The sequence below is a fragment of the Pseudoruegeria sp. SK021 genome (assembly GCF_002119405.1).
Classification (GTDB): Bacteria; Pseudomonadota; Alphaproteobacteria; order Rhodobacterales; family Rhodobacteraceae; genus Meridianimarinicoccus.
The window spans coordinates 39,208-56,501 of record NZ_MTBG01000023.1 but is presented as its reverse complement, the minus strand read 5'-3'; the positions used below and the strand labels follow the sequence as shown (position 1 = coordinate 56,501).

Genomic DNA, 17,294 nt, shown 5'->3' with positions numbered 1-17,294 from the left:
CTTTGACCGCCAAGTCGCTGAGGTTCAGGTGCGCATTGCGATCCTGAACGGCTACACCGCCCTTGGCATCCCTGTCACGACAGCCGTGGGATAAATCCGTCTCGGGAAAGGGGAGAACCGTTCGTCAGCTGATTTGTGCAACAGAGTCACCCTGGGGTCAAACATCTGGAAGGTGGCGAAAAAAGATCACTTTTGCTCGGCAGGCTTACTTGCACAAACCGCGTAGCGATGTTCCCACCGTCGCAGGAGCGATTTTTGCCAGCCCAACTGCGAAGACTGTGCCCGGTGAATCGCCCTCATGTTCGTGTCCACGGTCAAATTCGCGAAGCCAGACTGGCTGAGCAGTCGGGCAACCTCCTCGGCCCTCGCGCCGTTGGAAAAGTGGACGCGCGATAGGATTTCGTGGTGCCGCGAGAGGGGACTATGGGATTTCGCCGGCGCAAGGCGTCCCAACACCTTGGACAGCCAACTTTTCGAGACAAAATCGCCATCCACGATCAGCAGTTGCCCTCCCGGTGCCAATACCCTGTGCCATTCCGCGAATGCTGTGAGGGGGTCGACAAGGGTCCAGACCAAATGGCGGGTGACGATTACATCCATGCTGTTGTCGGGCAGCATGGTCCATTCGGCATCCGCTTGCAGGAATCTGACACCGGGCAGTTTGGCGCGCGCCCTTTCGAGCATGGGCTCGGACCAATCGAGGCCGGTCACTTCGAACCCCATGCCTTGGCACAGCCGCGCAATCTCACCGGTGCCGGACGCAAGATCAAGCAGGCGTCGACCATCTCCAGCCCCCAGATGACGCTGGAACAGTGTCCGCCACGCCGCCATCTCATCACCGTCCGCGATCTTGTGGCCGGGATCGTTATCAAAGGTCGCAGCACGGTCGGACCAATAATCTTGGATATCATCGCGCAGATCGCGGTTGGTGTTGAATGTTGCAGGCATAACGCCCCTCCGAATGACTTTCGTCGTCATTAAATTCCCGAGTAATTTTGTCAATATTAATGTTGACTAAAATACTAGGTCTCCTTACTGGAGCCGTACATTCATTTTAACGAGGTTCCTGTAATGACCCTTCGTGCCTATCTCGGCGCCTCCGCGCTGAGCCTAATCGCCGCCAGCCTTGTGCAAGCCGACCCCATCACCCTGACCGATATTGCTGGTCGCAAGGTTACAGTTGATGCGCCGGTTCAGCGGGTGATCCTTGGCGAAGGTCGGCAGGTGTTCTTCACGTCTGTTCTCGACGGGGAGAACCCGTTCGAGCGCGTGGTGGGTTGGCGCGATGATCTGAAGCAAGCCTCGCCCGAAAGCTATGACGCCTATGTCGAGAAGTTCCCCCAGCTCACCGACGTCCCGACGTTTGGCGGCTTCAAGGACGGCACGTTTGACATCGAACAGGCCGTGGCGCTGAACCCGGATGTCATGCTGATGAACCTCGAGGCCAAGCAGGCTACGGAAGAGGCGGGATACGAGGAAAAATTGGCCAAGGTTGGCATTCCGATCGTCTATGTTGATTTCCGCGAAAAGCCGTTTGAGCATACGCCGCAGTCAATGGAAATTATCGGAACGCTCTTCGGCGAAGACGATCGTGCCGCAGAATTCAATGACTTCTACGCGGCACAAATGGCCCGCGTTATCGACGTGATTGAGGCGCAGACCGATCTCGACCGACCGCTGACTTTCGTTGAACGTGCCGCGGGATATTCCGAGGATTGCTGCATGTCTTTCGGCAATGCCAACTTCGGTCGTTTTGTCGAATTGGCGGGCGGCGAGAACATGGCGTCGCCGTTCATCCCGGGCACTTTTGGCACGGTCAATCCCGAGCAGATCATCGCATCTGACCCAGACCAGATCATCGCGACTGGCGGCAATTGGGAAGCCTATGTTCCCGGCGGTGCCTGGGTCCCAGTGGGTCCCGGCGCTGACGCAAATGAAGCTCGCCGTAAACTTGCCGCTCTGATGGAGCGTCCGGCATTCACCGGCGTCAAGGCAGTGGAGACGGGCCAAGTCCATGCGATTTGGCACCAGTTCTACAACACGCCCTACAGCTTTGTTGCGGTTCAGCAACTGGCCAAGTGGCTCCATCCGGACCTGTTTATGGACCTCGACCCAGAGGCGACACTGGCAGAATTGCACGCGCGGTTCCTGCCCGTCGATTACCGTCCCGGGTATTGGGTGTCCTTGGACAGCGTCGAGACCAACTGAAGTCGATGGTCAGCCAAGAACCCGCCCGTTGCATGAGGGCCGCATGTCAAGCGTAGCAACCGAACCTGCCCTACATGCAGGAAACTATCGTGGACGGGTCGCACGTCGACTTGTCGTTCTGGCCGGGCTGGCTGGCCTTCTTGTGTTGTCCGTCGCCATCGATGTGTCGCTCGGCCCTGCACGCTATGCCATATCTGACGTATTCCGGACCATTCTTGCACCGGGCGCAGCTGACCTTCAGATGCGCGTGGTGATCTGGGATATCAGGATGCCGATGGCCCTTCTGGCCGTTACCGTGGGGGCCAGCCTGTCACTGGCTGGGGCGCAGATGCAGACCATCCTTGCCAACCCGCTGGCCAGCCCCTTTACCTTGGGCCTGTCGGCGGCGGCCAGTTTCGGCGCGGCATTGGCCATGGTGTTGGGGGTGGCACTGTTTCCCGCGGCGCTCTGGCTAATGGTGCCGGTCAATGCCTTCGCCATGGCCATGGCCGCCGCCCTGCTGATCTTCGGCCTCTCGACCTTGCGCGGCGTAACAGTAGAAACCATTGTCCTTCTGGGTATCGCGCTGGTCTTTACCTTCAACGCGGCACTGGCGCTTTTGCAGTACTTCGCCTCGGAACAAGCGCTGTCTGCCGTGGTCTTCTGGACCATGGGCAGTTTAACCAAGGCCACCTGGGGCAAAGTTGCGGTCACGGCAGTTATTCTGGCGATCTGTGCGCCGCTCTTTGCCCGTCGCGCTTGGGCACTGACCGCCATCCGTCTGGGCGAAACCCGCGCCGCCGCAATGGGCGTACCGGTCAAGCGACTTCGTTTGGAAGCCCTATTCCTGGTCTCGCTCTTGGCGGCCGTGCCCGTGTCCTTCGTCGGCACCATTGGATTCATCGGCATCGTCGGACCGCATGTAGCGCGGTTGCTTCTTGGCGAGGACCAGCGATTCTTCCTGCCCGGGGCGATGTTGGCGGGGGCTGCGATCCTGTCGGCCACCTCGGTCCTCTCCAAAGCGCTGCTGCCGGGCGCAGTCCTGCCAATCGGCGTGATTACCGCATTGGTGGGCGTGCCCTTCTTCATGGTGCTGATCCTCACGAAGGGACGAAAATCATGGTAAAACTGGCGCTGGAACAGCTTGGTGCGCGCTATGGTCAACGCGAGGTCCTGTCTGACGCCTCGTCCCCATGGATCGAAGGCGGGGTGCTGACGGCACTGGTGGGGGCGAACGCCGCCGGGAAGTCCACCTTGTTTCGGCGGATCGCCGGGCAACTGCGCGGCGCTGGCGCCATTCGACTTTCCGGCGCCACGGAAAGCGATCTGCGCTATATGCCACAAGATACGGCCATGACCGCGGCGCTGACGGTCTATGAGTCCGTCATCCTTGCGTTGAAGCAGGGCAAAGGCGGATGGCGGCTGACGCCAAGCGAGCTTACGGCAGTGGACGATGTGCTACACCGCTTTGGGATTGCCCACTTGGCCGAACAGCAATTACCGGATCTATCGGGCGGACAGCGGCAATCCGTGTCCATCGCCCAAACGCTGGTCACCCGGCCCAAGGTCGTGCTGATGGACGAACCGACCTCCGCGCTCGATCTCTATCGGCAGTTCGAAATCCTCGAGGCTTTGCGGCAATACGCGGCGGAAACGGGGGCCGTGGTCGTCCTGGCGGTCCACGATCTGAATCAGGTTATGCGGTCCTGCACGACGACGATCGCCTTGGCCGGCGGCCGGATCATCGCGACCGGGCCGACCCTCGAAGTGCTGACGCCTGACTTGATCCGTCAGCTTTACGGCATCGACAGCCGCGTAGAGCGGTGTTCCCGCGGCTGTCCGATGATGATCGTCGACGGGCCTTCGCCAGTGGAATTTCAAGTCTGATCGCCGCTGACTACAGACGCTCTACTTCACCTGCCGATACGTGACCTTCCCCAAAAGAATGAAGAACTTGTGCGAGGCTGCGTCCAACAAAGCGAGCTGCGTGGGATTGAGACTGAAGGGCCGTTTCCAGCGTCTCGGCGGCGCAGATATTGCCTTTCTGAGGCTAAAAAGCGGGATTGCAGCGCATTCACACGTCCGACCTTCGAGCGCGAGATCAGCCATCTGAACAAGCACAAGTGGCACCGAAAATCTCTGTAAATCCGATGCGAGACATGGATCATCAGAAATGCCCGTAGGGTGACTTTTACGGGTGCATTTCAACCGTCATCGCGCCGCAATGCTATTCTTCCAGTTCCTGATCCCAGTACAGAAAATCAATCCAACTGGTGTGCAGGAAGTTCGGTGGAAATCGCCGCCCCATGTTCTGAAGTTCCGCGGCCGATGGTTGGCGTGGCGGCTTGCGTAGGCTGACCCCAGCTTGCCGCAGGCTTTTCGAGCCTTTGTGCAGGTTGCAGGTGCCGCAGGCTGCCACGACGTTTTCCCAACTGGTCACACCGCCGCGCGCCCGGGGAATGACGTGATCAAAGGTCAGATCCCCCTTCTCACCGCAATATTGGCAGGAAAACTCGTCTCTCAAAAAAAGATTAAAGCGCGTGAAGGCCACGCGCTTTTGGGGTTTAACGTATTCTCTTAGCACGACGACCGACGGTATTCGTATCTCGGTGGTCGGGCTGCGGACGGACTGATCATATTCGGCCAGAATGTCGACCCGATCCAGATAGGCCGCTTTGATCGCCTCCTGCCACGGCCAAAGCGAGAGGGGATAATACGATAAAGGCCGATAATCTGCATTCAACACCAGTGCCGGATGGTGTTTCAGCCCATGTGGCTCTCTGACAAAACTCGTTCGGAATTCGGCTTTCATGCGTAACGTCTTCCCTGCCCTTGGTGTCCGTGATGGACCCAGAGCGAGACGACCCGCCCCAGCAATATCTCAAACTATATATGGCGTTTTGCGCCTGACAACCCCCGCACGATGCGGGGACTGCCATACAGGTAGGATAGAGGGGGAATATGACGCGAATATGACCACTTTTCGGGCATTTTACACCCGGGAGGATGCCGGGCCGCTTTACTCGGCCTCGTCCAGCCCAAGACGATTGCGCATAAAGGCTAGTGCCAGTCCCAATCCGTCCGGCGCAATGCCATGGCCCGTGCCCTTCATGACGTGGACATAGACCTGAAATCCGGCTGCTGTCAGCGCATTGGCCGCCTCAGGCAAGGATTGCGGCGGCACCACCTCATCCTGATCGCCATGCACCAACAGGATCTCGGGGCGCGACTGCACCTCGTCTTCCAACGACTCAGGGTCCAGAAGGCGGCCTGAAAATCCAACCACACCGGCCAGTTCATCGTCCCGTCTGGGGGCGACGTGCAGGCTCATCATCGTTCCTTGGGAAAAGCCAACCAAAATCAGACGATCCGCCGTGATCCCTTCTTCGTCGATGATATCATCCAGATAGGCTTGCAGGTCGGCCACCGCCGCCTGCATTCCGGTCATCGATTCTTCTTCGCTGGACCCGTCAATCCATGGGATCGGGAACCATTGAAAGCCCATCGGGTTGCCAACGCAAACTTCCGGGGCATTCGGGGCCACAAACACCGTTCCCGGCAAATGCGGGCCAAGTTGATCGGCCAGCCCCAACAGGTCGGCCCCATCGGCGCCATAGCCGTGCAAGAATACAACCACAGAATCGGTCTGCCCCGAAAAGCTGGCGCGTCTGCGCGAATCCAGTGCCCGTGTCATCTGATCCCTTCCCGTTCCTTGTCGACCCGGTAGTAGGCCCAGAGCAGACGGGCCGCAACCGCCCGCCATGGTGCCCAAGCCGCGGCCCGGGCGCGCAGGGCGGCCTCGGTCGGGCGTGCGTCCAAGGCGAACAGGCTCCGCGCGGCCTCTTGCAGGGCCAAGTCCCCGGGGCAAAACACATCCGCCCGGCCAAGGGACAGCATCGCATACACCTCGGCCGTCCAGCGCCCGATCCCCGGCACTTGAACCAGCGTTGCGATCACCTGATCGCTGGTCGCCTCGCGCAAGGCCGCATAATCAAGGCGAGCCTCGGCCAGCGCCCGCGCATAGCGGATCTTTTGTCGGGATAGGCCACAGGCCCGCAGGTCATCGTCGCTCGCCGCTTGGATCTTGCGCGGTCCGGTCAGCCGCGCCACGCCCATCCGCCCCCAAATGGCCGCCGCCGATGCGACCGAAACCTGCTGGCTGATAATGGCACTCAGAAGCTGCTCAAATCCGTCGGGACGGCGGCGCAACGGCAAGGGACCGGTCAGGCGCAGGGCCGCCGCAAACCGCGGCTCGATCACGGCCAAATACGCCGCCCCCTCGGCCACACAGGCCGGTGTCGTGATGGTCCGTTCGGTCATCACCTCTGCCTGAGCCACTGTAAGGCCGCCGCCACCGTCTCCACCTCTGGTGCCCCGGTCGCCGATGGACGCGCGATCATCAGAACCGGCAGGCCAATCTGCCGCGCCGCATCCAGCTTTGAACGGCTGGGCTGACCGCCAGCATTTTTGACTACCAGCCAGTCAATCTTCAGCCGTGAAAACAACGCCGCCTCATCCGGCACCGAAAACGGGGGCCGGCCGATCAGAAACGCGCCATTGGCAAAAGGAAACGGCACCTCGGGCGCATCGATCTGGCGGCAGTACAACCGGCAGTCTGACAGGGCCGCGAAATGCGCCAATGTCTGCCGGCCCGTGGCCAGAAAAACCGTGGCCGGGCGGCGAATGTGGCGTGTCGCCTCGGCCTCGTCCGCGATCATCGTCCAACGGTCGCCCAGTCCCGGATGCCAGGCCGGGCGCAGCACTTGCAGATAGGGTAGCCCGCGATCCCGGCAGATCGCCCAACTGCGGGCCGAGATGCGGGCCGCGAACGGGTGCGTCGCGTCCAGCACTGCATCAATGCCCTGCGCGTCCAAAAACGCGGCAAATCCCGCATCGCCGCCGAAGCCACCGATCCGGGTCGGCAGCGCCAGCGGCTCAGGGTGCCGTGTGGCGCCCGCAAGCGACGCGATCCCGCGCACGCCTGGCATGTCGGCCATCGCTGCGGCCAGCATCCGGGCCTCGGCAGTGCCCGCCAGTAACAGCACCGTCGTCATCCGCCCGCGCGCCCCACAATGGCCCCAGCCCGGTCAACAACCACCACGTCTACTGTCACCGGCGCATCCCGAAGCAGTTCGCCCACCGCTTGGCACGCCTCCTTGGCCACTAGCCCGGCAAGAGGCGGCCCAGCGCGTTGCAACGCTTCCATGGCTGTGTTTGCATCGGCAACAGAGGGAAGCCCCGCCGCCACCGAAAGCGCGGACAAGGCGGCGAAATCCACCTGACCACGTTTAGAATGCAGATCCCGCGCCCCCTGCGCCAGCTTGGTCAGCTTGGCAAAGCCGCCGCCAATGGTCAGTCGCGCCACCGGGTGACGCGCCAAGTATTTTATCAACCCGCCCGCAAAATCCCCCATGTCCAGCATGGCATGATCCGGCAAGCCATACAGCCGCTGCACCGCTGTTTCACTGGTGGCGCCAGTGCAGCCCGCCACATGCGGCAAGCCATTGGCAACCGCCACGTCAATCCCGCGATGGATCGAGGCGATCCACGCCGCGCAGGAAAAGGGCCGAACCACTCCGGTCGTCCCCAAGATCGACAGGCCACCTTCGATCCCCAGCCGCGGGTTCCATGTCTTTTCCGCCAGTGCAGCCCCCCCGGGGATGCTGACCGTCAGTTCGATATCCGGCACCCGGCCAAATCGCTGTGCCAGTTCGGCCACCATCTCCGTCATCATCCGGCGCGGCACCGGGTTGATCGCGGGCTCACCCACCGGGACCGGTAGTCCCGGCAAGGTCACGGTCCCGACCCCGTCACCGGCGCGAAAGGTGACGCCGGTTCCCGCCGCTCGCGCCCGGACCCGGATCAGCGCCCCGTGGGTCACGTCCGGATCATCCCCGGCATCCTTAATCACGCCGCATTCCGCCCAATCGGGCCCAGCGGCCATGTCAACCAATGGCCAGACCGGGGTCTCGCCGCGCGGCAAGATCAGACCCACCTCGGCCGGGAACGTCCCGCCCCACAGCCGCAGCAGCGCACCTTTGGCGGCGGCGGTGGCACAGGCGCCAGTGGTCCAGCCACGGCGCAACACAGGAAGATCAGCGGTTGTCATGGCACGACTATAGACCTGCCCCGGGCACGCGCAATGACGGCCCTGCCCCGCGCCCGCGTGCAGCAGCACTTTTTCCTGCGGTGGAATGGCGGCATAGAAGGGGGATGGACGAATCAGCCCCCCTCTCCGCTCCGACGCTTCCTGACTGTGACTGGCCCGAGCTGCTGCCCGGTTGGGTCTGGCTTTGCGGCGCTGGCCCCGGTGATCCCGGCTTGCTGACCTTGCACGGATTGAACGCCCTGCGGCAGGCCGACGTCATTGTCCACGACGCCTTGGTCAATACCGACCTGCTGACATGGGCCCGGCCCGACGCCGAGCGGATTTATGCTGGAAAACGCGGCGGCAAGCCCTCGCCGCAACAACGCGACATTTCCCTCAAGCTGGTGGCGCTTAGCCGCGAAGGCAAGCGTGTCCTGCGCCTAAAGGGCGGCGATCCGTTCGTCTTTGGACGCGGCGGCGAAGAGGCGCAGACCCTGATCCAGCAAGGCGTCCCGATTCGGATCGTGCCCGGCATTACCGCCGGCATCGGCGGGCTGGCCTATGCCGGCATTCCCGTCACACATCGCGACGTCAATCAAAGCGTCGCCTTCGTCACCGGGCATGACCAGACCGGCGAAACCCCCAGCGCGCTGGACTGGCCCGCGCTGGCCCGCGCCGCTCAGATCATCGTGATCTATATGGGCATGAAGCATATTGGCCGGATCGCGGCACAACTGATTGCGGGCGGGCGGGATCCGAACGATCCGGTCGGGGTGGTGGTCTCTGCCACGACCCCCGATCAGTTTGTGCTGGAGACAACGCTGGCCCGGGCCGAAGCCGACATTGCCGCCTCGGGCATAGAGCCCCCCGCCGTGATCTGTGTCGGACGGGCAGTGACCCTGCGCCAAGCGCTGGATTGGCAAGGTCTGGCTGCGGGACTGGCCCCGCGCGACCCCGACCCCCTTGGGCGTGGACGCCCGGCTGAAACGCCATGAAACCGGCGGATGTGGGCCGCGGCCTGATCCTTGCCGCGCCGTCATCGGGCAGCGGCAAGACCACGGTCACCTTGGGGCTGCTGCGGGCGCTGGCGCGGCGCGGTCTGGACGTGCGCGGTGCCAAAAGCGGCCCAGACTATATCGATCCCCGCTTTCTGGAAGCAGCGTCCGCTGCCCCTTGCCTCAACCTCGACGCTTGGGCGATGTCGCCCGCGCGTCTGTCTGCCCTTGCTGCCGGTCCCGGCCTGTTGGTGATCGAAGGGGCGATGGGGCTGTTTGATGGCGCGCCTCCCGATGGGCGCGGCGCGACGGCGGATCTGGCGCGACACCTTCGCCTGCCTGTGCTGCTGATTGTCGATGCCGCCCGCATGGCGCAATCTGTCGCGCCGCTGGTCGCCGGGTTCGCCCGGTTTGATCCCACAGTCCAGATCGCAGGGGTCATCCTGAACCGTGTGGGTAGCCCGCGCCACGACGCCATGCTGCGCCGCGCCCTTGCCCCCCTCGGCCTGCCGGTTCTGGGGGCCTTGCCGCGCCTGCCCGATCTGGCCACCCCGTCGCGCCATCTGGGGCTGGTACAGGCCACCGAACGCCCGGACATCGCCCGGTTTCTTGATCTTGCGGCGGATCAGGTCGCCGCGCATCTGGACCTTGACCAGATCACCGCGCTAGCCGCCCCCCTTGCGGCAGCGGCCCCCGCCGCACGGATGCCCCCCCCGGCCCAGACCATCGCCATCGCGCAGGACACCGCCTTTGGCTTCGCCTATCCCCATCTTCTGGCCGATTGGCGGGCGGCGGGTGCCAGTCTGATGCCGTTCTCACCCCTCGCCAATGACCCGGTTCCCCCGGCCGAGTTTGTCTTTCTTCCCGGCGGCTACCCCGAACTTCACGCCGGCCCGTTGGCCGCAGCAGAGCGGTTCTTGTCGAGCCTGCGCCATGCCGCATCGGCCGGCAGCATCATCTACGGCGAATGCGGCGGGTATATGACGCTAGGACATGGGCTGATCGACGCAAACGGCACCCGGCATCGAATGGCCGGACTGCTGAACCTTGAGACCAGCTTTGCCGCCCGGAAACTGCATTTAGGCTACCGCCACCTTCGCTGCGATGCGGGGCCGTTGCAGGGACACTGGACTGGCCATGAATTTCACTACGCCACGACAATGCTGGCCCAAGGGACGCCGCTGTTTTCCGCGTGGGACGCAACCGGGGCAACCCTGCCCGACATGGGTCTGCGTGATCGACGGGTCATGGGGTCTTTTGCCCATGTGATCGACTGCGCCACTGCGGCCTCTTTCCACGCAACAGAACCCGGCGTAGACAGCAAATCATGACCGCGATCAGTGACATACCCCCGCCCGATGCCCGCCGCGCGAAACGCAATGTCGCCGTGCTGGTGGCCTGTCAGGCGTTGCTCGGCGCCCAGATGCCCCTGATCTTCGTGATGGGCGGTCTGGCCGGACAGATGCTGGCCCCCAACCCCTGCCTTGCGACCCTGCCGATCTCGATGATCGTCTTCGGGTCCATGACCACTGCCCCGTGGCTAAGTGCCGTCATGCAGCGCTGGGGACGCCGCACCGGCTTTGTCATTGGTGCCACTGGCGGGATGCTGGGGGCGTTGATCGCGGCTGCGGGATTGGTTCTCGGATCGTTTCCGCTGTTCCTTTTGGGCAGCTACCTAACCGGCATTTATATGTCGGCGCAGGGCTTTTACCGCTTTGCCGCCGCCGATACCGCCAGCGACGCCTTCCAGCCAAAAGCGATCAGCTATGTTCTGGCAGGCGGCTTGGTGGCCGCCATTATCGGCCCACAACTGGTCAAGCTGACCGCAGATGCCATGGTGGTGCCCTTCGTCGGCTCATACCTTGCGGCAGCGGCGATCAACCTCGTGGGTATGAGCCTGTTTTTCCTGCTCGACATCCCCACCCCCTTGCCGCCAAGCGCCGACGCCGCCAAAGCCCGGACCCGGCGCGAATTGCTGCGCGATCCGACCATTGCGGTTGCGATGATCTGCGGCATGGTTTCCTACGCGCTGATGAACTTGGTGATGACCTCGACCCCGCTGGCGGTCGTCGGCTGCGGCTTCTCGAACGGCTCAGCCGCAGATGTGGTCACGGCGCATGTGCTGGCCATGACAGTTCCCTCGTTCTTCACCGGCCACCTGATCGCGCGGTTTGGCACCACCCGGATCATGGCGCTGGGTCTGGCCATTCTCGCAGCCGCGGGGGCCGTCGCCCTCAGCGGTGTCGAGTTGGAGCATTTCTTCGTCGCCCTGATCCTGCTCGGTATCGGCTGGAATTTCGGCTTTATCGGCGCAACCTCGTTACTGGCCTCGGCGCACCGGCCTGAGGAACGTGGCCGGGTCCAAGGCTTAAACGATCTGGTGGTTTTTGGCTGCGTCACCGTTGCGTCGCTGGCCTCGGGTGGCTTGATGAACTGTTCCAGCGGCAGCGTTGTCGCCGGCTGGAGCGCGGTCAACATCGCGATGATCCCGTTCCTAACGCTGGCTGGCGGCGCTTTGATCTGGCTCAGCTTCCGTGGCCCGCGCAGCGCCGCCAAGTAAGGCGAAACCGGCCCTAATAGCTGCCCCATGAGGCATGCCAGATCAACGACGCCCGGCGGCGCGCTTCGCTTTCAGCCAACGCGCCGTTGACGACCCTAAGCGGGTCTTTGCACGCCGACGACAGTAGATACCCGGCCCGCCATCCGGCCCGCAATGCCGGGCGTGCCGCCACCGGAACCTGCGCCCTAGCACAGCGGGCGCGGCGCAAGGCGACAAGGCCATCCTCGGCCAGTTCCCTCACCGCCTCAGGACGACCATCGACCAACGGCTGGCGCCCGCGTGCTTCCAGTTCCGGGATCGCCAGAAACCAAGCCGCCAACCCCGAGGCCCGGGCCATATCGGCCACTGGCCCCGGGTCAGTCGCGCCAAGCGCCCGGGCCGCGACCCACATCAACTCGCCTGCGGTGTGGGCCAGATAGGTGTCGAAATGATCCTTATCTTCGAACGGATCGCGGTAGATGTCCCACCGCCGGGCCATCACTAGCCGATCCAGCAGGCGGGCGGCCTCGCCGTCGATCACTGCTGCCAACGGCGTCACAACTTCGTGCCGTCGCACCGCGCCGCCGAGGGCGATTTCCTCCAGTGCGTCCCGCCACCATTGCAACCGCATTTCGGCGATCGTCGGCTCGACGGTCACCCAAGGCGCCCGCGCGACTTCAAGATTGAAGGCATAGATCGGCAACAGCACCCGCCGCGCCGCCAGCGGTGCGGACATCAGGCTCAGCCAACGATCCGGGTCGCCCCGCTGCACCAGCGCGGCACAGGCATCCAAGCTCATGAGGTACCCGCAATGCCAAGGGGCCGGACCGCGTGCACCGGCGGCGCCCCGTCACGAACCAGTTTCCAGACCATCGCATCCAGCAGCGCCTCGAACGACGCATCGACGATATTGGCCGAAACGCCGACGGTCGACCAGCGCTGGCCCGTGCTGTCTTCGCTGTCGATCACCACCCGCGTCACCGCCTCGGTGCCGCCATCGGTGATGCGAACCTTGAAATCCACCAAACGGATGTCATCGATATAGGGCTGAAAGCGGCCCAGATCCTTGTTCAGCGCCTTGGCCAGCGCATTGACCGGCCCCCGGTCATGACCGGAACTGTCCACGCTTTCGGACACCGACATCACTTTTTCATCGCCGATTTTGACCACGACCACGGCTTCGGACAAGCTGACCATCTGGTTGTACTTGTTCTTGCGCCGTTCGACTGTCACTTTATAGCGCTTCACCTCGAAGAACTCAGGCAAAAGCCCCAATTCACGCCGGGCCACCAGTTCGAAACTGGCCTGTGCGGTGTCATAGGAATAGCCCTGCGCCTCGCGGTCTTTGACCACCTCAAGGATGCGGGCCAACGCCGGATTTCCGGTCTCGACCGTCAATCCGGCTTCGCTCAGGCGGCGGCGCAGGTTTGACTGCCCGGCCTGATTGGACATCGGAATGATCCGCGCATTGCCGACGGTGCCGGGTTCTATATGTTCATAGGTCGTCGGGTCTTTCAGGATCGCGCTGGCATGCAGCCCGGCCTTATGGGCAAAGGCCGAAGCCCCCACATAGGGCGAGGACTTGCGCGGCACCCGGTTCAGAATATCGTCCAGCAACCGTGAGGCGCGGGTAATCCCCGCCAACGCCTCAAGGGTCACACCGGTCTCGTACCGGCTGGCATAGGGCTCTTTCAGCAACAACGTCGGGATCAACGTGATCAGATTGGCATTGCCGCAACGCTCGCCCAACCCGTTCAAGGTGCCTTGCACCTGCCGCGCCCCCGCATCCACCGCCGCCAGCGTACCTGCAGCCGCATTGCCGGTATCGTCATGGGTGTGGATGCCCAAATGATCACCCGGAATGCCCGCTTCGATCACCGCCCGGGTGACAGCGCCGATCTCGGATGGCAACGTGCCGCCGTTGGTGTCGCACAACACGACCCAACGCGCCCCGGCGTCATAGGCCGCTTTCAGGCACCGCAAGGCATAGTCGGGATTGGCCTTGTAGCCATCGAAGAAATGCTCGGCGTCAAACAGTGCCTCACGGCCCTGCGCCACCAGATGCGCCACGGACTGGGCAATGTTGTCGAGATTTTCGTCCAACGTGATGCCAAGGGCGCGGGTCACGTGAAAATCATGGGTCTTACCGACCAGACAGACCGCAGGCGTCCGCGCGTTCAACACGCCAGACAGCACCTCGTCATTCGCAGCCGAGCGCCCGGCCCGCTTGGTCATCCCGAACGCGGTCAGAATGGCCCGGGTCTGGGGCGGATGCGCGAAAAATTCACTGTCGGTCGGGTTGGCCCCCGGCCAGCCGCCCTCAATGTAATCCACCCCCAAACGGTCCAGAACCGCCGCGATGCGCAGCTTTTCCGGGGTTGAGAATTGCACCCCTTGGGTCTGTTGCCCATCACGCAAGGTGGTGTCGAACAAATAGAGCCGCTCTTGGGTCACACCAGTCCCTCTAGCTTCGAAGGATCAAAATCGGGCTTGGCGGTCCATTGCGTCGCCGCGCCCTCTTTGTCTTGGACTTCGATCCCGGCGGCATCAATCGCTTGCCGGATCTCGTCGGCCCGGGCGTAGTCACCGGCCGCGCGGGCCTCGGTGCGTGCGATCAGCAGGGCGTCGATCTGGGTGCGAAGTTCAGGGGTGATCATCGTATCGGTATCCTTTTGCGGCGCGGTATCGTCAGATTGCGTCATGGGGTAAGCGCCTCCAGTTTGGCCGGATCATACTGGTCCGTCAGTTCGAAATCGAAGCCGTCCGCGGTGTCTTTCACAACGATACCAGCCGAGATGATCGCGTCGCGCAGAAAATCTGCCCGCGCATAGTCTTTGGCAGCCCGGGCCTCTGCCCGCGCCTCCAGCAGCGTCCGAAGCTTGATGCGCACCCAGTCTTCGGTGTCGTCCAGCCGTGCCTCGGCGGACAAGAACCGCTCACCGGCCAGAAACCGTTTGGCATAGCTGGCCAGATCGATCCCCAACAGGGACACACTGGCCAAAAACACCCGCAATTCAGCCGTGCGACCGGCGTCATCGACGGCGATCTGATCGATGCGCTTGATCATGCCATGCAGCGCGGCCAGCGCGCCAGCGGTGTTCAGATCGCTCGACAGGGCCGTTACGACCTCGGCATCGCCCGACAGGGCGACCGGGGCTTCGTCCAGCAAGTCTGGGCAGGCGGCAAAGACTTCGGACCATCGGTCCAATGTCCGAACCGCATCCGCGACCTTCTTTTCCGTCCAGTCCATCGGTTTGCGGTAATGGGTACTGAGCAGCACGAAGCGGATCACCTCGCCCGGGATGTTCTGATCCAGCAGATCGCGCACGGTAAAGAAATTGCCCAAGGATTTGGACATTTTCTTGCCCTCGACCTGCAACATCTCGTTGTGCATCCAGATTTTGGCATATTCGCCGTCGGGATGGGCGCAGCGGCTTTGGGCGATTTCGTTCTCGTGATGCGGAAAGGTCAGGTCGATGCCGCCACCATGGATATCAAAGCTTTCGCCCAGCAGGTCCCGCGCCATGGCCGAGCATTCAATATGCCACCCCGGACGCCCCCGGCCCCACGGACTGTCCCAGCCCGGCAAGTCGTCGCTCGACGGCTTCCACAGCACGAAATCCATCGGGTTGCGCTTGTAAGGGGCGACCTCGACCCGTGCGCCCGCAATCATGTCATCGACAGACCGGCCCGACAGCGACCCATAAGCGCTGTCGCTTTCCACCGAGAACAGGACATGGCCTTCGGCCACGTAAGCGTGCCCCCGGGTAATCAAGTCATCGATCAAGGCGATCATCTGGGCGATATAATCGGTGGCACGCGGGGCCTTGGTCGGACGCAACGCGCCCAGCGCATCCATATCCGCATGATACCAGCCGATGGTCTCGTCCGAGCGTTCCCGGATCAAATCAGTCAGCGGCGCCGGCACCCCGGCCTCTTTGCGGGCCAGCGCGGCGGCGTTGATCTTGTCATCCACATCGGTGAAATTGCGCACATAGGTGACATGGTCCGCCCCATAAGCTTGCCGCAGCAGGCGAAACAGCACATCGAACACCACCACAGGCCGCGCATTGCCCAAATGGGCCCGATCATAGACCGTGGGCCCGCAGACATACATTCGCACATTGCCGGGCTGAAGCGGGGTCAGCGCCTCTTGGGTCCGGGTTGCGGTGTTGTACAGGCGAATCTCCGCCATTTTCAGCCTCCATCCCGTGGGCTCACGGGGCCAATCGTGTCACGCGGTGCAGCGGGCTTATCCGACTGTGTTGGGAAAGAAAAGAACAGCAAGCCGCCAGACTTTGGTCAACAGTGACTGCGGATAGCGCAGGTCAGTCCGCCGGGCCGCACATCGCAGCCCCTTGGCCCATTGACCCCGACACCCCAAAAGACACCGCGTCCTATTGACCTTTGCCCCCCGCCTGTCAAAACCCGATACATGGGAACTGCACATCTGACCATCGACCTGTCCGCCCTGTCCGCCAATTGGCGCGCCCTTGACGCGTGCTCAGGCCACAGCACCGAAACCGCCGCTGTGGTCAAAGCCGACGGCTATGGCCTTGGCTCTGGCCCTGTGGCGGCACAACTCGCCGCATTCGGCGTTCGCACCTTTTTTGTGGCCGTGGCCGAAGAGGGCGCAGCCATCCGCGCGGCAGTTGGCGACGGCCCGGCGATTGGGGTGTTTTCCGGCCATATGGACGGCGACACCGACCTGCTGCGCAGCCACAACCTGATCCCGATGCTGAACTCGACGGAACAGTTCATCCGCCATATTGGTGCCCTGCCCGGCGCACCGTTCGGCATTCAACTGGACACCGGCATGAACCGGCTTGGCTTTGAGCCGTCCGACTGGGCCGATCTGCGCGGGGCTGCCGTGGCCGCCAAACCTTGTCTGGTCATGTCGCATTTGGCCTGCGCGGATGAGGTGGGACATCCCCAGAACGCCGCGCAGCTTGCCGCCTTCCGCAGCATGACTGACGGCTTGGGCCTGCGCCGGTCCTTGGCCGCCACGGGCGGCATTTTGTTGGGACCGGATTATCACTTCGATATGACCCGGGCCGGCATCGGCATGTATGGCGGCGCGCCCCTGACCACCGCGCACCCGGTGGTCACCCTGTCCATTCCGGTGATCCAGTGCCGCACCGTGACGCCGGGCGAAAGCGTCGGCTATGGCGCGACCTTTGTCGCAGACCGCCCCCGCCGGATCGCCACCATTGCCGCCGGATATGCTGACGGCCTGCACCGCGCTCTGTCCAGCAAAGCCGCGCTCTATGCCGGGGATGTGGTTTGCCCATTGGCAGGCCGGGTCTCCATGGACCTGCTGACCGTCGACATCACCGCACTTGGGGCCGATCCCAATTATCTGGACATCCTCGGCCCCCATCAGGGCGTCGACGCCATCGCCGATATCGCCGGCACCATTGGCTATGAGGTCCTGACCTCCCTCGGCCAACGCTATGCCCGCACTTACACCGGAGGACCCGCGTGA

17 protein-coding genes are annotated in these 17,294 nt (G+C 63.1%); 7 read left to right on the top strand and 10 right to left on the bottom strand.

Annotated features, from left to right (window positions below):
* Window positions 1–186: 186 nt before the first annotated feature.
* Window positions 187–948 (bottom strand): class I SAM-dependent methyltransferase, encoded by a 762-nt coding sequence (locus BV911_RS13595; protein ID WP_086054168.1) that lies wholly within the window; start codon window positions 946–948, stop codon window positions 187–189.
* Between the two features lie 123 nt (window positions 949–1,071).
* Between BV911_RS13595 and BV911_RS13590 the strand changes: the two genes are divergently transcribed.
* Genes BV911_RS13590 through BV911_RS13580 form a run of 3 tightly spaced genes read left to right on the top strand, consistent with a single transcriptional unit; the run spans window position 1,072 to window position 4,074 of the window.
* Window positions 1,072–2,208, top strand: a complete 1,137-nt coding sequence (locus tag BV911_RS13590; protein ID WP_086054167.1) for an ABC transporter substrate-binding protein — start codon at window positions 1,072–1,074, stop codon at window positions 2,206–2,208.
* A gap of 43 nt (window positions 2,209–2,251) precedes the next feature.
* Window positions 2,252–3,313 carry an iron ABC transporter permease gene (locus tag BV911_RS13585; RefSeq protein ID WP_086054166.1) on the top strand — a complete coding sequence of 354 codons (1,062 nt, stop codon included), beginning with the start codon at window positions 2,252–2,254 and terminating at the stop codon, window positions 3,311–3,313.
* Complete coding sequence (locus tag BV911_RS13580) at window positions 3,307–4,074, top strand: ABC transporter ATP-binding protein (RefSeq protein ID WP_086054165.1); 768 nt, start codon at window positions 3,307–3,309, stop codon at window positions 4,072–4,074. The genes BV911_RS13585 and BV911_RS13580 overlap by 7 nt, the downstream gene beginning before the upstream one ends.
* Before the next feature lie 340 nt (window positions 4,075–4,414).
* On the opposite strand, the gene BV911_RS13570 is transcribed toward BV911_RS13580, so the two are convergent.
* The 5 genes from BV911_RS13570 to BV911_RS13550 form a co-directional block, all read right to left on the bottom strand.
* The gene (locus BV911_RS13570) at window positions 4,415–4,999 is read right to left on the bottom strand and encodes an HNH endonuclease (RefSeq protein ID WP_086054163.1); all 585 of its coding nucleotides are present in this window, start codon (window positions 4,997–4,999) and stop codon (window positions 4,415–4,417) included.
* A 207-nt stretch (window positions 5,000–5,206) separates the two neighbouring features.
* Window positions 5,207–5,881 (bottom strand): alpha/beta hydrolase, encoded by a 675-nt coding sequence (locus BV911_RS13565; protein ID WP_086054162.1) that lies wholly within the window; start codon window positions 5,879–5,881, stop codon window positions 5,207–5,209.
* The gene (locus tag BV911_RS13560) at window positions 5,878–6,507 is read right to left on the bottom strand and encodes a DNA-3-methyladenine glycosylase (protein WP_086054161.1); all 630 of its coding nucleotides are present in this window, start codon (window positions 6,505–6,507) and stop codon (window positions 5,878–5,880) included. The genes BV911_RS13565 and BV911_RS13560 overlap by 4 nt, the downstream gene beginning before the upstream one ends.
* Window positions 6,507–7,241, bottom strand: a complete 735-nt coding sequence (locus BV911_RS13555; RefSeq protein ID WP_086054160.1) for a cobalt-precorrin-6A reductase — start codon at window positions 7,239–7,241, stop codon at window positions 6,507–6,509. Before BV911_RS13555 ends, BV911_RS13560 begins: the two co-directional genes overlap by 1 nt.
* Window positions 7,238–8,296, bottom strand: a complete 1,059-nt coding sequence (locus BV911_RS13550; RefSeq protein ID WP_086054159.1) for a cobalt-precorrin-5B (C(1))-methyltransferase — start codon at window positions 8,294–8,296, stop codon at window positions 7,238–7,240. The genes BV911_RS13555 and BV911_RS13550 overlap by 4 nt, the downstream gene beginning before the upstream one ends.
* Before the next feature lie 104 nt (window positions 8,297–8,400).
* Here BV911_RS13550 and cobA point away from each other — a divergent pair, with 104 nt between their 5' ends.
* The 3 genes from cobA to BV911_RS13535 are packed head-to-tail and all read left to right on the top strand — an operon-like array spanning window position 8,401 to window position 11,830.
* Window positions 8,401–9,270 carry a uroporphyrinogen-III C-methyltransferase gene (gene cobA / locus BV911_RS13545; RefSeq protein WP_086054158.1) on the top strand — a complete coding sequence of 290 codons (870 nt, stop codon included), beginning with the start codon at window positions 8,401–8,403 and terminating at the stop codon, window positions 9,268–9,270.
* Window positions 9,267–10,601, top strand: a complete 1,335-nt coding sequence (locus BV911_RS13540; RefSeq protein ID WP_086054157.1) for a cobyrinate a,c-diamide synthase — start codon at window positions 9,267–9,269, stop codon at window positions 10,599–10,601. Before cobA ends, BV911_RS13540 begins: the two co-directional genes overlap by 4 nt.
* Window positions 10,598–11,830, top strand: coding sequence for an MFS transporter (locus tag BV911_RS13535; RefSeq protein WP_086054156.1), 1,233 nt, complete (start codon window positions 10,598–10,600; stop codon window positions 11,828–11,830). The genes BV911_RS13540 and BV911_RS13535 overlap by 4 nt, the downstream gene beginning before the upstream one ends.
* Window positions 11,831–11,843: 13 nt before the next feature.
* On the opposite strand, the gene BV911_RS13530 is transcribed toward BV911_RS13535, so the two are convergent.
* Genes BV911_RS13530 through cysS form a run of 4 tightly spaced genes read right to left on the bottom strand, consistent with a single transcriptional unit; the run spans window position 11,844 to window position 16,004 of the window.
* Entirely contained in the window at window positions 11,844–12,608 is a 765-nt protein-coding gene (locus BV911_RS13530; protein ID WP_086054155.1) for a squalene/phytoene synthase family protein, read from the bottom strand.
* A complete protein-coding gene (gene cimA / locus BV911_RS13525; RefSeq protein ID WP_086054154.1) occupies window positions 12,605–14,263 on the bottom strand; it encodes a citramalate synthase in 1,659 nt (552 codons plus the stop codon). Before cimA ends, BV911_RS13530 begins: the two co-directional genes overlap by 4 nt.
* Window positions 14,260–14,511: a hypothetical protein gene (locus BV911_RS13520; protein ID WP_086054153.1), complete on the bottom strand. Its 252-nt coding sequence runs from the start codon at window positions 14,509–14,511 to the stop codon at window positions 14,260–14,262. Before BV911_RS13520 ends, cimA begins: the two co-directional genes overlap by 4 nt.
* The gene (gene cysS, locus BV911_RS13515; protein WP_086054152.1) at window positions 14,508–16,004 is read right to left on the bottom strand and encodes a cysteine--tRNA ligase; all 1,497 of its coding nucleotides are present in this window, start codon (window positions 16,002–16,004) and stop codon (window positions 14,508–14,510) included. The genes BV911_RS13520 and cysS overlap by 4 nt, the downstream gene beginning before the upstream one ends.
* 240 nt (window positions 16,005–16,244) lie before the next feature.
* Between cysS and alr the strand changes: the two genes are divergently transcribed.
* Entirely contained in the window at window positions 16,245–17,294 is a 1,050-nt protein-coding gene (gene alr / locus BV911_RS13510) for an alanine racemase (protein ID WP_086054151.1), read from the top strand.

Bases quoted from the DNA above. Each gene is read 5' to 3' on its own strand.
- BV911_RS13560 (WP_086054161.1), bottom strand. From the start codon at position 6,507: ATGACCGAACGGACCATCACGACACCGGCCTGTGTGGCCGAGGGGGCG.
- BV911_RS13580 (WP_086054165.1), top strand. From the start codon at position 3,307: ATGGTAAAACTGGCGCTGGAACAGCTTGGTGCGCGCTATGGTCAACGC.
- BV911_RS13540 (WP_086054157.1), top strand. From the start codon at position 9,267: ATGAAACCGGCGGATGTGGGCCGCGGCCTGATCCTTGCCGCGCCGTCA.
- cysS (WP_086054152.1), bottom strand. From the start codon at position 16,004: ATGGCGGAGATTCGCCTGTACAACACCGCAACCCGGACCCAAGAGGCG.
- BV911_RS13595 (WP_086054168.1), bottom strand. From the start codon at position 948: ATGCCTGCAACATTCAACACCAACCGCGATCTGCGCGATGATATCCAA.
- BV911_RS13530 (WP_086054155.1), bottom strand. From the start codon at position 12,608: ATGAGCTTGGATGCCTGTGCCGCGCTGGTGCAGCGGGGCGACCCGGAT.
- BV911_RS13565 (WP_086054162.1), bottom strand. From the start codon at position 5,881: ATGACACGGGCACTGGATTCGCGCAGACGCGCCAGCTTTTCGGGGCAG.
- BV911_RS13535 (WP_086054156.1), top strand. From the start codon at position 10,598: ATGACCGCGATCAGTGACATACCCCCGCCCGATGCCCGCCGCGCGAAA.
- BV911_RS13570 (WP_086054163.1), bottom strand. From the start codon at position 4,999: ATGAAAGCCGAATTCCGAACGAGTTTTGTCAGAGAGCCACATGGGCTG.
- BV911_RS13520 (WP_086054153.1), bottom strand. From the start codon at position 14,511: ATGACGCAATCTGACGATACCGCGCCGCAAAAGGATACCGATACGATG.
- BV911_RS13585 (WP_086054166.1), top strand. From the start codon at position 2,252: ATGTCAAGCGTAGCAACCGAACCTGCCCTACATGCAGGAAACTATCGT.
- alr (WP_086054151.1), top strand. From the start codon at position 16,245: ATGGGAACTGCACATCTGACCATCGACCTGTCCGCCCTGTCCGCCAAT.
- BV911_RS13550 (WP_086054159.1), bottom strand. From the start codon at position 8,296: ATGACAACCGCTGATCTTCCTGTGTTGCGCCGTGGCTGGACCACTGGC.
- BV911_RS13590 (WP_086054167.1), top strand. From the start codon at position 1,072: ATGACCCTTCGTGCCTATCTCGGCGCCTCCGCGCTGAGCCTAATCGCC.
- BV911_RS13555 (WP_086054160.1), bottom strand. From the start codon at position 7,241: ATGACGACGGTGCTGTTACTGGCGGGCACTGCCGAGGCCCGGATGCTG.
- cobA (WP_086054158.1), top strand. From the start codon at position 8,401: ATGGACGAATCAGCCCCCCTCTCCGCTCCGACGCTTCCTGACTGTGAC.